General features: G+C 60.4%; 16 protein-coding genes. 15 read left to right on the top strand and 1 reads right to left on the bottom strand.

What is annotated here, in order from left to right:
- Positions 1 to 46: 46 nt before the first annotated feature.
- Entirely contained in the window at positions 47 to 649 is a 603-nt protein-coding gene (locus tag FIU92_RS10950; protein ID WP_152458599.1) for an OmpW family protein, read from the bottom strand.
- A gap of 136 nt (positions 650 to 785) precedes the next feature.
- Between FIU92_RS10950 and FIU92_RS10945 the strand changes: the two genes are divergently transcribed.
- The 15 genes from FIU92_RS10945 (at position 786) to nuoF (ending at position 14616) form a co-directional block, all read left to right on the top strand.
- The gene (locus FIU92_RS10945) at positions 786 to 2309 is read left to right on the top strand and encodes an AMP-binding protein (RefSeq protein WP_152458598.1); all 1524 of its coding nucleotides are present in this window, start codon (positions 786 to 788) and stop codon (positions 2307 to 2309) included.
- A 376-nt stretch (positions 2310 to 2685) separates the two neighbouring features.
- Complete coding sequence (locus tag FIU92_RS10940; RefSeq protein ID WP_152458597.1) at positions 2686 to 4290, top strand: carboxyl transferase domain-containing protein; 1605 nt, start codon at positions 2686 to 2688, stop codon at positions 4288 to 4290.
- Position 4291: 1 nt separating this feature from the next.
- The gene (locus FIU92_RS10935; protein WP_152458596.1) at positions 4292 to 4717 is read left to right on the top strand and encodes an ASCH domain-containing protein; all 426 of its coding nucleotides are present in this window, start codon (positions 4292 to 4294) and stop codon (positions 4715 to 4717) included.
- 5 nt (positions 4718 to 4722) lie between these two features.
- The gene (locus tag FIU92_RS10930) at positions 4723 to 6657 is read left to right on the top strand and encodes an acetyl/propionyl/methylcrotonyl-CoA carboxylase subunit alpha (RefSeq protein ID WP_152458595.1); all 1935 of its coding nucleotides are present in this window, start codon (positions 4723 to 4725) and stop codon (positions 6655 to 6657) included.
- Positions 6658 to 6735: 78 nt separating this feature from the next.
- Positions 6736 to 7587, top strand: a complete 852-nt coding sequence (locus FIU92_RS10925; protein WP_152458594.1) for a hydroxymethylglutaryl-CoA lyase — start codon at positions 6736 to 6738, stop codon at positions 7585 to 7587.
- A 1-nt stretch (position 7588) separates the two neighbouring features.
- The gene (locus tag FIU92_RS10920) at positions 7589 to 8371 is read left to right on the top strand and encodes a crotonase/enoyl-CoA hydratase family protein (RefSeq protein ID WP_152458593.1); all 783 of its coding nucleotides are present in this window, start codon (positions 7589 to 7591) and stop codon (positions 8369 to 8371) included.
- Between the two features lie 194 nt (positions 8372 to 8565).
- Positions 8566 to 8931: an NADH-quinone oxidoreductase subunit A gene (locus FIU92_RS10915; RefSeq protein ID WP_068335558.1), complete on the top strand. Its 366-nt coding sequence runs from the start codon at positions 8566 to 8568 to the stop codon at positions 8929 to 8931.
- Complete coding sequence (locus FIU92_RS10910; RefSeq protein ID WP_010442777.1) at positions 8922 to 9455, top strand: NADH-quinone oxidoreductase subunit B family protein; 534 nt, start codon at positions 8922 to 8924, stop codon at positions 9453 to 9455. The genes FIU92_RS10915 and FIU92_RS10910 overlap by 10 nt, the downstream gene beginning before the upstream one ends.
- The gene (locus FIU92_RS10905; RefSeq protein WP_152458592.1) at positions 9452 to 9778 is read left to right on the top strand and encodes an antibiotic biosynthesis monooxygenase; all 327 of its coding nucleotides are present in this window, start codon (positions 9452 to 9454) and stop codon (positions 9776 to 9778) included. The genes FIU92_RS10910 and FIU92_RS10905 overlap by 4 nt, the downstream gene beginning before the upstream one ends.
- The gene (locus FIU92_RS10900; RefSeq protein ID WP_152458591.1) at positions 9771 to 10376 is read left to right on the top strand and encodes an NADH-quinone oxidoreductase subunit C; all 606 of its coding nucleotides are present in this window, start codon (positions 9771 to 9773) and stop codon (positions 10374 to 10376) included. Before FIU92_RS10905 ends, FIU92_RS10900 begins: the two co-directional genes overlap by 8 nt.
- Positions 10376 to 10549 (top strand): hypothetical protein, encoded by a 174-nt coding sequence (locus FIU92_RS22770; RefSeq protein ID WP_010442775.1) that lies wholly within the window; start codon positions 10376 to 10378, stop codon positions 10547 to 10549. Before FIU92_RS10900 ends, FIU92_RS22770 begins: the two co-directional genes overlap by 1 nt.
- Before the next feature lie 123 nt (positions 10550 to 10672).
- Entirely contained in the window at positions 10673 to 11896 is a 1224-nt protein-coding gene (locus FIU92_RS10895) for an NADH-quinone oxidoreductase subunit D (RefSeq protein ID WP_171115034.1), read from the top strand.
- Entirely contained in the window at positions 11896 to 13053 is a 1158-nt protein-coding gene (locus FIU92_RS10890) for an NADH-quinone oxidoreductase subunit E (RefSeq protein WP_152458589.1), read from the top strand. Before FIU92_RS10895 ends, FIU92_RS10890 begins: the two co-directional genes overlap by 1 nt.
- Before the next feature lie 30 nt (positions 13054 to 13083).
- Complete coding sequence (locus FIU92_RS10885; RefSeq protein ID WP_152458588.1) at positions 13084 to 13305, top strand: DUF5337 domain-containing protein; 222 nt, start codon at positions 13084 to 13086, stop codon at positions 13303 to 13305.
- Positions 13306 to 13317: 12 nt separating this feature from the next.
- Positions 13318 to 14616, top strand: a complete 1299-nt coding sequence (nuoF, locus tag FIU92_RS10880; protein WP_152458587.1) for an NADH-quinone oxidoreductase subunit NuoF — start codon at positions 13318 to 13320, stop codon at positions 14614 to 14616.
- The last annotated feature ends 2 nt before the right edge of the window (positions 14617 to 14618 follow it).

Here is a 14618-nt window from a genome sequence, read left to right as displayed (position 1 = left end):
GAACGCCCTGCGGACGAGGTAACCGCAGGGCGCTTTGGAAACGGGATCAGAACCGATGGACGTAGGAAACACCGACCAGCCAGGGATCGATTTCCGCGGTGCCGATGGGGGCGCCGTTGAGCGAAACGTCCGAGTCAATGTCGAACCAGCGCACGTTCAGGCGGATCGCCCCGTTGTCGGTGACCATGTAATCCAGACCCGCCTGCAACGAGACGCCGAAGGAGTCATCGACCTTGATGTTGCCCAGGGGCGATTGCTCGTCGAAGAAGATCGTATAGTTGAGACCGGCGCCGACATAGGGTTTCCAGGCGCTGTTGGTCGGGAAGTGATAGTTCAGCGACAAGGTTGGCGGCAGGTGCTTGACCGTGGCCGCGTCCGTACCGCCAAGGGCCACGGTGTGTTTGAACGGGGTCGCCGCCAGAAGCTCGATGCCCAGGTTGTCGCGAATAAAGTACTCTGCAGTGAAAATTGGGCGGGTGTCCGCGTCGATCGTCGCTGGCGCACCGGCCAGCGTGCCGTTGTCGGATTTCGGGTCCAGATAGCCAACACCGATACCCAGTGTCCAGTCCCCTTGCGACTGGGCCAAAGCCGGAGCCGCCAGGGCGACCAGTGCGGTAGACAGTGTCAAAGCGGCGAGTTTCTTTGTCATATTCTTGCCTTTGGTTATGTTGATGCTCTTGGTTTCGCAAAGGCGGTGTCCGGCCACTCTGATCTGCATCAAGTTTGCGTGATGTGTCCGCCCAAGGTCAGGTCGCGAAGCATCAGGAAAACAAGGGGAAATCGCGTTGCTGCACGCTGAGCGCATACCGGGTTTGCGCTCAGGTGGGGGCTGGGACATACCGGACCGGCTGAACATGGCGCAGCAATGTCTGAACCATCCGGGTGATCAGGTGGCGCTTATCGATCTGACCGGATCAGGGCAGAGGCAGATAACCTATGGGCAACTGGCGCAAATGGCTGATGGGATCGCCCGCGCCCTGCTGGCCCGCGTCCGGCCCGGTGATCGGGTCGGAGTGCTGCTGAGCCAGTCACCCTGGTGTGCGGCAGCTCATCTGGCGATCTGGAAGATCGGCGCGATTTCGGTGCCCTTGTTCAAGTTGTTCAAGCAGGATGCGCTGCGGTCGCGGGCGGGCGATGCAGGCGTTCAGATCGTGCTGACCGATGCTGAAGGGGCGGATTTGCTGGGCGATCTGGCTGAACCTCTGATCGCATCCGAAATTGGCGTGACCGGTCCTGCGCTGCCCTATGCCGCGACCGGGCCCGAGGATCCTGCCGTATTGATCTACACCTCTGGTACAACCGGCAGCCCTAAAGGCGCACTGCACGGGCATCGGGTTCTGACCGGGCATTTGCCGGGTGTCTCGATCAGCCACAATCACCTGCGCGAAGGAGACTGTCTGTGGACCCCGGCGGATTGGGCGTGGATCGGCGGGTTGTTCGATGTGCTGATGCCGGGCCTTGCGCTGGGCATTCCGGTGGTCGCGGCACGGCTTGAGAAGTTCTCTCCCGAAGCCTGCGCCAAGATCATTGCGCGGGGCGGGGTGCGGAATGTGTTCTTTCCGCCGACCGCGCTGCGGATGCTCAAGGCGGCGGATAAGGCGATCCCCGGTTTGCGCTCGGTCGCGTCCGGGGGTGAGCCGCTGGGGGCCGAGATGCTGGCCTGGGGCCAAGGTGCGTTTGGTCTGACGATCAACGAATTCTACGGCCAGACCGAGTGCAACATGGTCGTATCCTCCTGCGCCGAGGATTTCCCCGTTCAACCCGGCTGTATCGGCAAGCCGGTGCCCGGGCATGAAGTCGCGGTGATCGACGATGACGGCATCCCGACCAGCGAGGAAGGCGATGTCGCCATCCGGCGGGGTTCGGCCTCGATGCTGCTGGAATACTGGAACAATCCGCAAGCGACGGCCGAGAAATTCCGGGGTGATTGGCTGATCACCGAAGACCGCGGCGTGTGGGAAGGCGACTATCTGCGCTTTGTCGGTCGGGATGATGACGTGATCACCTCGGCCGGTTACCGCATTGGCCCGGCCGAGATCGAGGATTGCCTGCTGACCCATCCGGCGGTGGCCACCGTGGGCGTGGTCGGCAAGCCCGACCCACTGCGGACCGAGATCGTGAAGGCCTATGTGGTGCTGAAACCGGGGGCTGAGGCCTCGGGTGCCGAGTTGCAGGATTGGGTTAAAGTCCGTCTGGCGCAGTATTCCTATCCGCGCGAGGTGGCATTTCTCGAGGAGCTGCCGATGACGGTGACGGGGAAGGTGATCCGGAAGAATTTGAGAGCGCGGGCTGCGGGGGAAGTGTCTTGACCCTTTTTTCGAGAATCTCCGGGTTTCGCTGCCCAAAGTGCAATGAAATGCAGCCCGCGTTTGCGTTGTTGACGACAGTTCGCGGAGGAGTGACCGGATACGTGATCAACGAAAGTTGTCAGTGTTCAAATTGTCGATCAAACATTCGTTTGCGGTGGCGATACAGCATTTCAGCAATTCTGATGGGGATAGTTCTTCCCCTAGTCCTTGGTCTTTCTATGTTTTTTTCCCTGGCACTTTTGTTGGTGCTCACTATCGGGTCTGGCGGTGACTTGCGGATAATCGCAGGGACCTTGAGCTTATTGGTTTTCGGCACGTTTTTGCTCGTTCTTTTGCGCGCCCGTTTCTTCCGTAAAGTGTTCTCGGTGGAGGTCCTATGAAACTCACATCCAAAGCCATGCCTGCCTCTGAGGGCTTCAAGGCAAACCGCGCAGCGCATCTCGATGCACTGGCGCAAATCTCTGCCGCTGCCGAAGCGGCCCGTATGGGCGGTGGCGAAAAATCCCGCGCAAGACATGAGTCCCGCGGCAAGATGCTCCCCAGACGCCGGGTGGCGAACCTGCTGGACCCCGGCTCTCCGTTTCTCGAAATCGGCGCGACGGCGGCGCACGGGATGTATGGCGATGCCGCGCCCTGTGCCGGCGTCATCGCGGGCATTGGACTTGTGCAGGGGCAGCAGGTCATGGTGGTCTGCAACGACGCCACCGTGAAAGGCGGCACCTATTATCCGATGACGGTCAAAAAACACCTGCGGGCGCAGGAGATTGCCGAGGAAAACCATCTGCCCTGCATCTATCTGGTCGACAGCGGTGGCGCGAACCTGCCCAATCAGGATGAGGTCTTTCCCGACCGCGATCACTTTGGCCGCATCTTCTACAACCAGGCGCGGATGAGCGCGAAGGGGATCGCTCAGATCGCCGTGGTCATGGGGTCATGCACGGCCGGTGGCGCCTATGTGCCGGCGATGTCGGATGTGACGATCATCGTCAAGGAACAGGGCACGATCTTTCTGGCCGGCCCGCCGCTGGTCAAGGCAGCAACGGGCGAGGTCGTCAGCGCCGAAGATCTGGGCGGCGGCGATGTACACACGCGCCTGTCCGGCGTGGCCGATTATCTGGCCGAGGATGATGCCCACGCACTGGCTTTGGCCCGCCGGGCGGTTGGGTCGCTGAACCGCCACAAGCCGCAGACGGTGGACTGGGCCAGCCCCGAAGATCCGGCCTATGACCCCGAGGAAATCCTGGGCGTTGTCCCTGCTGATCTGCGCACGCCCTATGACATCCGTGAAGTGATTGCGCGTCTGGTCGATGGGTCTCGGTTCGACGAATTCAAACCGCGCTTCGGCGAAACGCTGGTCACGGGGTTTGCCCATGTCAAAGGCTGCCCGGTTGGGATCATCGCCAATAACGGCGTGCTGTTTTCCGAGGCGGCGCAGAAGGGTGCCCATTTCGTCGAGCTGTGTTCGCAACGCAAAATCCCGCTTGTGTTCCTGCAAAACATCACCGGTTTCATGGTCGGTCGCAAATACGAAAACGAAGGCATCGCGCGGCATGGGGCCAAGATGGTGACGGCGGTGGCCACGACGTCGGTGCCCAAGATCACGATGCTGGTCGGCGGCTCGTTCGGGGCCGGGAACTATGGCATGGCCGGTCGTGCCTATCAGCCGCGCTTTCTGTGGACTTGGCCGAATTCGCGCATTTCAGTGATGGGCGGGGAACAGGCCGCTGGCGTTCTGGCCACCGTCAAACGCGACGGGATAGAACGGCAGGGTGGAACATGGTCCGCCGAAGAAGAGGCCGAGTTCAAACGCCCGACGCTGGATATGTTCGAGGAACAGTCGCATCCGCTCTACGCCTCGGCGCGGCTGTGGGATGACGGCATCATTGACCCGCGCAAAAGCCGCGATGTGCTGGCCCTGTCGCTCAGCGCCGCTCTGAATGCCCCGATCGAGGAGACACGTTTCGGCGTGTTCAGGATGTGAGATGAGCGAGAGTTTGAAAGACATAATAGCCCGCTATCCCGGTGCACAAATCTTCAAATTCGGCGACAACCCCGTGCTGAGTTCAGAGCTTCTGGCCTTGGTCCGTTCTGGCCGTAAAACAGCGACCTGCGACGCGCTCAGAAACTATCCTGATGACAGCCTTGAGATGCCCAAGTCCGGTCGCCGCGATATTGCGCTGAACTGGGATGACACTCCGGCGTTGGTCATTGAAACCGTTGATGTTTCGATCCAGCGTTACTGCGATGTGACCGAGGAATTCGCCTTGGCGGAAGGTGAAAATGAAACGCTTGAAGGATGGCGGGAAGATCATCGTCGATATTTCCAGCGAAACGGCGGCTTTGATCCCGAGATGAAACTCGTGTGCGAACGGTTCCGTCTCGTCGAAGATCTGGCATTGGAAGGGTGAAGGCCATGTTCAACAAAATTCTGATTGCCAACCGGGGTGAGATCGCCTGCCGCGTCATGGAAACGGCCCAGTCCATGGGCGTGTCCTGCGTTGCTGTATATTCCGATGCGGATGAGGCCGCAAAACATGTTCAGATGGCGGATGAGGCGGTTCATATTGGCGGCCCCGCCCCGGCGGACAGCTATTTGAAGGGTGATGTGATCATTCAGGCCGCGCTGGACACCGGCGCGCAGGCGATCCATCCGGGGTATGGCTTTCTGTCCGAGAACCCCGATTTCGTGGATGCCGTGCAGGCGGCGGGGCTGACGTTCATCGGCCCCTCGGCTGATGCGATCCGCAAGATGGGCCTCAAGGACGCGGCCAAGGTTCTGATGGAGAAGGCCGGCGTTCCGGTCGTGCCCGGCTATCACGGCGACAATCAGGACCCCGAGCATCTGGCAGGTGCGGCGGATGCGATCGGCTATCCGGTTCTGATCAAGGCCGTTGCGGGCGGCGGCGGCAAGGGGATGCGCCTTGTCGAACGCCCCGAGGATTTCGCGACCGCGCTCGACAGCGCGCGGGGCGAGGCCCGGACCGCCTTCGGCAATGATGCCGTGCTGGTCGAAAAATTCGTGGCCAAACCCCGCCATATCGAAGTGCAGGTGTTCGGCGATGGTACCCATGCCGTTCATCTGTTTGAAAGGGACTGCTCGTTGCAGCGCCGGCATCAGAAGGTGATCGAAGAAGCCCCCGCCCCGGGCATGACGCCTGAGATGCGCGAGGCTATGGGTCAGGCCGGCGTGCGGGCCGCCGAAGCGATCGGCTATAAAGGCGCGGGCACGGTCGAATTCATCGTCGATGCCTCGGACGGGCTGCGCCCCGACAGATTCTGGTTCATGGAAATGAACACGCGCCTTCAGGTGGAGCACCCGGTGACAGAGGCCATCACGGGGATCGATTTGGTCGAGTGGCAGCTTCGCGTGGCCGCAGGCGAGAGCCTTCCCAAGAAACAGGATGATCTTGCGATCTCTGGCCATGCCTTCGAGGCTCGTTTGTATGCCGAGGATGTGCCGAAAGGGTTCCTGCCCGCGACGGGAACGCTGACGCATCTGGTTTTCCCCGGCAACTGTCGCGCCGATAGCGGCGTTCGCGCCGGGGACACGATCAGCCCGTGGTATGACCCGATGATTGCCAAGGTGGTGGTGCATGGATCGACGCGTGCCATTGCACTTGAGACGTTGAACCGGGTGCTGCAACAGACCGAAGTTGCAGGTACTGTTACCAATCTGGCCTTTCTGGGCGCGTTGACGCGTCACGAAGGATTTGCCTCGGGCGATGTCGATACGGGGCTGATCGGGCGAGACCTTGAAACGTTGGTGCAGGAACCCGAGCCGTCGGATGTTACCGCGGTCGCGGCTGCGATGACGGCATTGGATCTGGTGGATGTCGATCCGGAAACCGGGTTTTCGCTGTGGGCGCCGCTGCATCGTGCCGTGCAATTGTCCCGTCGCGACGACGTGCTGGATCTGGATGTGCAGGTCGATGGGCCGGATCGCCAGATTTGGCAGGTTGGCGAAAACCGCGTCGTTGCGGAACGCACCGCCGGGCGCTGGATGTTGAACGGCACGCCGATGCCTCGCGTTGCCGCACATAACGGGACCCTGACGGTTTTCACCGATTACGGTCAGAGCTTAGACGTCATCGATCCGCTGGACCGGGATACCAGCGCGACCGGCGACACCAATGTGATCGAGGCGCCTATGCCCGGTCTGGTCAAAGCCGTCTTTGCCACAGCGGGACAAACCGTACAGGAAGGCGATCGTCTGGCCATTTTGGAAGCGATGAAGATGGAGCATTCGCTGCTTGCGGCGCGGGACGGGATCGTTGCCGAAGTGCTGGTCGAGGATGGTTCGCAGGTCGAAGCCGGGGCTGCTCTGGTGAGGTTGGAGGACGAAGCTTGATCTGTACCCGCGCAACGCGGCGTGCCAAGGTCAGACGATAATTGCTTGAAACGACGACAATCCAGAAGGGGGGCGGACATGGGTGAACTGGTCGAAATCTATGAGGTCGGGCCGCGCGACGGGCTGCAAAACGAAAAGCGCGAAATACCGGTCGCGGACAAGATCGCCCTGATCGACTGTCTCAGCCGTGCGGGGTTTCGCCGGATCGAAGTTGCAAGCTTCGTGTCCCCGAAATGGGTGCCGCAGATGGCGGGTTCCGCTCAGGTGCTGGGGGGGATCACGCGTGCGAATGGGGTGCGCTATGCCGCGCTGACGCCGAACATGCATGGCTATGGCGACGCGCTGGCGGCCAAGGCGGACGAGATTGCCGTGTTCGCCTCGGCCTCCGAAGGATTCTCGAAGGCCAATATCAATGCCTCCATCGCCGAGTCGATCGAGCGGTTCACGCCGATTCTGGAGGCGGCGCGCCATATCGACCTGCCGGTTCGTGGCTATGTCTCATGCGTGACGGATTGCCCGTATGACGGTCCGACGCCGCCCGAAAAAGTGGCTGAGGTTGCTGATCGGCTTTTCGCGCTGGGCTGTTACGAGGTTTCGCTGGGCGACACGATTGGGCAGGGAACTCCGGACAAGGTTGCTCATATGCTTTTGGCTGTTCGCGAGAGGGTTCCGGTGACGCGGCTGGCGGGGCATTTCCATGACACCAACGGGCGCGCGATCGACAACATTGATGCGGCATTGGCGCTGGGCGTGCGGGTGTTCGATGCAGCCGTGGGCGGGTTGGGCGGTTGCCCCTACGCCCCGGGTGCGGCCGGTAACGTGGCCACCGAGGACGTTGCGGCGCATTTGCAGCGGTTGGGATACGAAACTGGCCTGGATATCGACGTCATTGAAGAGGCCGCGCAGATGGCCAGGGCTTTGAGGGGCTGACATGTTTGAAACGATCACGATCTCGACGGATATGCGCGGTGTCGCGACGCTCACCCTGAACCGGCCGGAAAAACACAATGCCATGTCGGGGCAGATGATCATGGAATTGACCGAGGCCGCATCGCAACTTGGTCAGGATGACGCGGTCCGAGCGGTCGTTCTGGCCGCGGCGGGCAAGACGTTTTGTGCCGGCGGTGATCTGGGGTGGATGCAGGACCAGATGGCGGCTGACAAAAAGACGCGTTTTGTCGAGGCGCGCAAGCTGGCCGAGATGTTGCAGGCTCTGAACACGATGCCAAAGCCTCTGATCGGGGCGTTGCAGGGCAATGCCTTTGGGGGCGGGGTGGGCATGGCGGCCGTGTGCGATGTCGCGATCGGGGTCGGCAGTCTGAAGATGGGGTTGACCGAAACGCGCCTGGGGCTGATCCCCGCAACAATTGGCCCCTATGTCATCGCCCGTATGGGCGAAGCCCGCGCGCGCCGGGTGTTCATGTCAGCTCGTCTGTTCGATGCGTCCGAGGCCGTTGATCTGGGCCTGCTGGCGAAAACCGTTTCGGCAGATCGGCTTTCGGACGCGGTTGAGGACGAAATTCGCCCCTATTTGTCTTGCGCGCCCGGGGCGGTTGCCTCTGCCAAAGCGCTGGTACGCGCTCTGGGTCCGCGCATCGACGATGCCGTGATCGATCAGACCATAGGCGAGTTGGTCGAGCGCTGGGAAACACAAGAGGCACGCGAAGGGATCGCGGCGTTTTTTGAAAAACGAAAACCTGCATGGAATAAGTAGGTTTTACCAGGTTCCGCCAAGCCAAAGTCAAACGCCGGTGCTGCGATTCTATGCCGCGCTGTCAAACGCAGGTTTGATCGCGGAGGGGGCTGTGTTCGGTTGACCCTCTGACCCCGCAGGGATAGAGAATGTCCAGTCAACACGCCAATTGACGGCGCACCCGACAAGACATGTGCGCAGGAAAGGAGCTATTCGTGGAAGACCTGCTGCGGGAGTACCTCCCGATTCTGGTGTTTCTGGCCGTTGCCGTGGGCCTTGGGATCGTCTTGATTCTGGCCGCCGTCGTACTGGCCGTCCGCAATCCCGACCCCGAAAAGGTCAGCGCATATGAATGTGGTTTCAATGCCTTCGACGATGCTCGGATGAAATTCGACGTCCGATTCTATCTGGTTTCGATTCTGTTCATCATCTTCGATCTAGAGATCGCTTTCCTGTTTCCCTGGGCCGTGGGCTTCAGAGACATCAGCGATGTCGGCTTCTGGTCCATGATGGTGTTTCTGGGCGTTCTGACCATCGGCTTTGCCTATGAATGGAAGAAAGGGGCGCTGGAATGGGAGTGATGACAGGTGCCAACACTGCCGGTGTCGACAAGGAAGTCGCCACTCAGGCCCTGAACGCCGAGTTGCAGGACAAGGGTTTCCTGCTGACCTCGACCGAAGACATCATCAACTGGGCCCGCACCGGATCGTTGCACTGGATGACCTTTGGCCTGGCCTGCTGCGCGGTTGAGATGATGCATACCTCGATGCCACGTTATGATGCGGAACGGTTCGGCATCGCGCCCCGGGCGTCTCCGCGCCAGTCGGACGTGATGATCGTGGCGGGAACGCTGACCAACAAGATGGCCCCCGCGCTGCGTAAAGTTTACGACCAGATGCCCGAGCCGCGCTATGTGATCTCGATGGGGTCCTGCGCGAATGGCGGTGGGTATTACCACTATTCCTATTCCGTCGTACGTGGCTGTGACCGGGTTGTTCCGGTGGACATCTACGTGCCCGGCTGCCCTCCGACTGCTGAGGCACTGCTTTACGGTCTGATGCAGTTGCAACGCAAAATCCGCCGCACGGGAACGATTGTGCGATGAGTGATCTGGTTGTCAGGCGCTGGGAGGCTGTGGTTGCCCGAGACGATGTTGCCGAGTGGGTCGGTACTTTTCGGACACGTGCGCTCCCCGGCATGCGCGCCGTGGATGGGTTTGAAAGCGTGTCCTTCCTCGTCCGGCGCGATCAGGATCCCTGCCAAGTCATGGTACTGACCAAATGGCGTGACATGGCCGCTGTTGCGAATTATGCGGGCGAGAACGTCGCAAAGACGGTTATGCCCGACTTTATGGCGAAGTTTTTCAAATCTTACGACGCAGAAGCTACGTTCTATGACGAAGTTTTGCAGGAGGGCCGCAATGAGTGAAGCACTCAAAGAACTCGGCGCACAGCTGGAGCTGAAACGGTCTGATTGTGTTCTGTCGTGGGATGTGACCCATGGCGAACTGAACGTGGACGTGGCACCGTCGAATCTCGTGGAATTCATTGAGTTCCTGAAATCTGATCGCAGCTGCCAGTTTTCGACCCTTGTGGACATCACTGGCGTGGATTACCCCGAGCGCGCCAAACGGTTCGACGTGGTGTACCATTTCCTGTCGATGTACCAGAACCAGCGTATCCGGCTGCGGGTCTCGATCCGTGAAGACGACATGGTGCCGTCGATCGTTGACGTGCACCCCTCGGCCAATTGGTTCGAGCGTGAGGTGTTCGACATGTTCGGCATCCTGTTCTCGGGCCATCCGGACCTGCGGCGCATCCTGACCGACTATGGGTTCCGTGGTTACCCACTGCGCAAGGATTTCCCGACCACCGGCTATACCGAAGTGCGCTATGACGAGGCGCAAAAGCGCGTAGTCTACGAGCCCGTCAGCCTGGTGCAGGAATACCGTCAGTTCGATTTTATGTCCCCTTGGGAGGGTGCGAACTACATTCTGCCGGGGGATGAGAAACAGGGGACAGAATAATGGGTGGCATCTGGTGGCTGATCCTGTCTGCGCTGACCATCATTCCGATGGTGAAGATATTGCCGTTCTTCGGGATCAACAAATACTGGTGCCTGCTGTGTCTGGTTCCCTTTGGCACGATCGCCTTGCTGTGGTGGGTCGGGCTGAAACTGCAAGAGTTGGAGCGCCGCTGAGATGATGGGTGAGTTGATCATTCTGGGCGCGTTGGGGGTTCTTCTGGCCGGGGCCGCAGCCAAAGCGGCCGAGGCGGAAAAGGTTCGGGTTCGGGCCGATGCGAAAAAGAAACGAGGGCGTTGATGGACGGCTCAAGATACGATGACGGCAGCACGGACGCGCTGAGCGGAGAACAGAAGATCCGCAATTTCAACATTAACTTCGGCCCGCAACACCCTGCGGCGCACGGGGTTCTGCGCCTTGTGCTCGAGCTCGACGGTGAGATCGTCGAACGCTGCGATCCGCATATCGGCCTGCTGCACCGCGGCACCGAAAAGCTGATGGAAAGCCGGACCTATCTGCAAAACCTGCCGTATTTCGATCGTCTGGATTACGTGGCGCCGATGAACCAGGAACATGCCTGGTGTCTGGCCATCGAAAAGCTGACCGGGGTCGAGGTGCCGCGCCGGGGTTCGCTGATCCGGGTTCTGTATTCCGAGATCGGCCGCATCCTGAACCACCTGCTGAACGTGACCACGCAGGCGATGGATGTGGGCGCGCTGACCCCGCCGCTCTGGGGTTTTGAAGAGCGTGAAAAGCTGATGGTGTTCTACGAGCGTGCCTGCGGGGCTCGCCTACACGCGGCCTATTTCCGCCCCGGTGGTGTGCATCAGGACCTGCCGCCGGAACTGCTGGACGATATCGAGGCCTGGAGCCACGAATTCCCCGCCGTTCTGGACGACATTGACGGTCTGCTGACCGAAAACCGCATCTTCAAACAGCGCAACGCCGATATTGGTGTCGTGACTGAAGATGACATTCAGAAATACGGTTTCTCGGGCGTGATGGTGCGCGGGTCGGGCCTTGCATGGGACTTGCGCCGCGCTCAGCCCTATGAATGCTATGACGAGTTTGAATTCCAGATCCCCGTCGGCAAAAACGGCGACTGTTATGACCGCTATTTGGTGCGCATGGAAGAGATGCGCCAGTCGCTGTCGATCATCCAGCAGGCCATCGTCAAAATCCGCGAATGCCCAGGTGACGTGCTCGCGCGCGGCAAGATCACCCCGCCGAAACGCTCGGACATGAAGACCTCGATGGAAAGCCTGATCCACCACTTCAAGCTGTATACCGAAGGCTTCCACGTTCCCGCAGGCGAGGTCTATGCCGCGGTCGAAGCCCCCAAGGGCGAGTTCGGCGTCTATCTGGTCGCCGACGGCACCAACAAGCCCTACCGCGCCAAGCTGCGCGCGCCCGGTTTCCTGCACCTGCAAGCCATGGACCACGTCGCCAAAGGCCACCAGCTGGCCGACGTCGCCGCCATCATCGGCACCATGGATGTCGTATTTGGAGAGATTGACCGCTAATGCTCCGCCGTCTTCATCCCGAACAACCCGAAAGCTTTGCCTTCACCGCTGCCAACCAGCAATGGGCCGAAGCGCAGATCACCAAATACCCCGAAGGCCGCCAGGCCAGCGCGGTCATTCCGCTGCTGTGGCGCGCGCAAGAGCAGGAGGGCTGGCTGAGCCGCCCGGCGATTGAATCCATCGCCGACATGCTGGGCATGGCCTATATCCGCGTACTCGAAGTGGCGTCCTTCTACTTCATGTTCCAGCTGCAACCAGTTGGATCTGTGGCGCATATTCAGGTCTGCGGCACGACGTCCTGCATGATCTGCGGGGCCGAAGATCTGATCGCGGTCTGCAAGGGAAAGATCGCCGCGAAACCGCATGAACTTTCTGCCGATGGCAAGCTGAGCTGGGAAGAGGTCGAATGTCTCGGTTCCTGCACCAACGCGCCAATGGCGCAGATCGGCAAAGATTACTACGAGGATCTGACCGCCGAGAGCTTTGGCAAAATCCTCGACGATCTGGTGGCGGGCAAGGTGCCGACGCCCGGTCCTCAGAACGGGCGTTACGCGGCCGAGCCGTTGAAAGGACTTTCCAGCCTGTCCGAATATGAAGCTGGCAAGCCGAAATACAACGCAAGCGTTGAGCTGGCGACAGAGCTTGGGGACACGGTCAAGCGTATCGACGGAACCGAAGTTCCGATACTGACACCGTGGCTTGGCAAGGATGGCAAAGCCGAAGCTTCCGGTTCCGCTCCTCAACCGCCGAAAAAGCCGGAGCCCGGCAAGACGGCGGCACAACAGAGTGGAACCAAAAAATCGACCCATACCGAACCGGCATCTCCCGAGGGCGCTGCAGCAAAGTCGGATAGCCCGGAAGTTCAGGAGACCCAGCCTAACACTCTAACCGCGGCACGCGACGGCAAGGCCGATGACCTGAAACTGTTGAAAGGCGTCGGCCCCAAGCTGGAAGAAACGCTGAACGAGCTGGGTTTCTATCACTACGACCAGATAGCGGCCTGGACGCCCGAACAGGTGGCCTGGGTCGATGCGCGTTTGAAATTCAAAGGCCGGATCGAACGCGATGGCTGGATCGAGCAGGCCGCCAAGCTTGCTGCCGGTGAGGAAACCGAATTCGCCAAACGTGCCAAATCCGAGGGCACATACGAAGACTAGACGGATGCCCGTTCCGGGCTTCGGGGGAAGATGGACAAGGACAAGGAACAGGCCATAGCCCGCAAGGGCCGACATATCGGGGTGGTCATCGCCGTGACCATGCTGATCTGGCTTGCGATGAACCTGTTCATTGGCCCCGCGCTGGGTTTGACAGCCCGGCATGCGCTGCTGTTTGATTTCGCCGCTCTGGCGGGTTTCATCTATGCGGGCGTCAACATTTTTCAACTCTGGCGCATGCGTCAGGACAGCTGAAGGTAACACGCGATGCTGAAGGATCAGGACCGGATCTTTACCAACATCTACGGGATGCATGAACGCACGCTGAAAGGTGCGCAGGCCCGCGGGCATTGGGACGGCACTGCTGGCCTGATTGAAAAAGGGCGCGACTGGATCATCCAGACGATGAAGGATTCCGGGCTGCGCGGACGCGGCGGCGCGGGTTTCCCGACTGGTCTCAAATGGTCGTTCATGCCCAAGGAAAGCGACGGACGCCCTTCCTATCTGGTTGTCAACGCGGACGAATCCGAACCCGGCACCTGCAAAGACCGCGAGATCATGCGCCATGATCCGCATACGCTGATCGAGGGCTGCCTGATCGCGTCTTTCGCCATGAACGCCCACACCTGCTACATCTATCTGCGTGGTGAGTACATCCGCGAACGCGAGGCGTTGCAGGCCGCGATTGACGAGGCCTATGACGCGGGTCTTCTGGGCAAGAACGCCGCCGGCTCGGGCTGGGATTTCGACCTGTTTCTGCACCACGGGGCAGGCGCCTATATCTGTGGCGAGGAAACCGCGCTGATTGAAAGCCTCGAAGGTAAAAAGGGCATGCCGCGGATGAAGCCGCCGTTCCCCGCAGGTGCGGGCTTGTATGGCTGCCCGACGACCGTGAACAACGTCGAATCCATCGCTGTCGTGCCTACGATCCTGCGCCGTGGGGCGGATTGGTTCGCAGGTTTCGGCCGCCAGAACAACGCGGGCACCAAGCTGTTTGCAATCTCGGGTCACGTCAACAACCCCTGCGTGGTCGAAGAGGCGATGTCGATTTCCTTCGAGGAACTGATCGAGACCCATTGCGGCGGCATTCGCGGTGGCTGGGACAATCTGCTGGCCGTGATCCCCGGAGGATCCTCGGTTCCGTGTGTGCGCGGTGAGAACATGCGCGACGCGATCATGGATTTCGATTATCTGCGCAACGATCTGGGCTCGGGGCTTGGAACGGCGGCGGTGATCGTGATGGACAAGTCCACCGACATCATCAAGGCGATCTGGCGCCTGTCGAAATTCTACAAACACGAAAGCTGCGGCCAGTGCACGCCCTGCCGCGAAGGCACCGGCTGGATGATGCGGGTCATGGACCGCCTGGTGCGCGGCGAGGCCGAGCTGGAAGAGATCGACATGCTGTTTGATGTGACCAAACAGGTGGAAGGTCACACGATCTGTGCTCTAGGCGATGCGGCCGCTTGGCCGATCCAGGGCCTGATCCGGAATTTCCGCGAAGAAATCGAAGACCGCATCAAGGCTCAGAAATCGGGCCGTATGGGTGCGATGGCGGCGGAGTGATC

It is taken from the genome of Ruegeria sp. THAF33, assembly GCF_009363615.1.
In the GTDB taxonomy this organism is placed as follows: Bacteria; Pseudomonadota; Alphaproteobacteria; order Rhodobacterales; family Rhodobacteraceae; genus Ruegeria.
The sequence above is the reverse complement of the archived record's forward strand: the minus strand, read 5'-3'. Positions and strand labels throughout refer to the sequence as shown.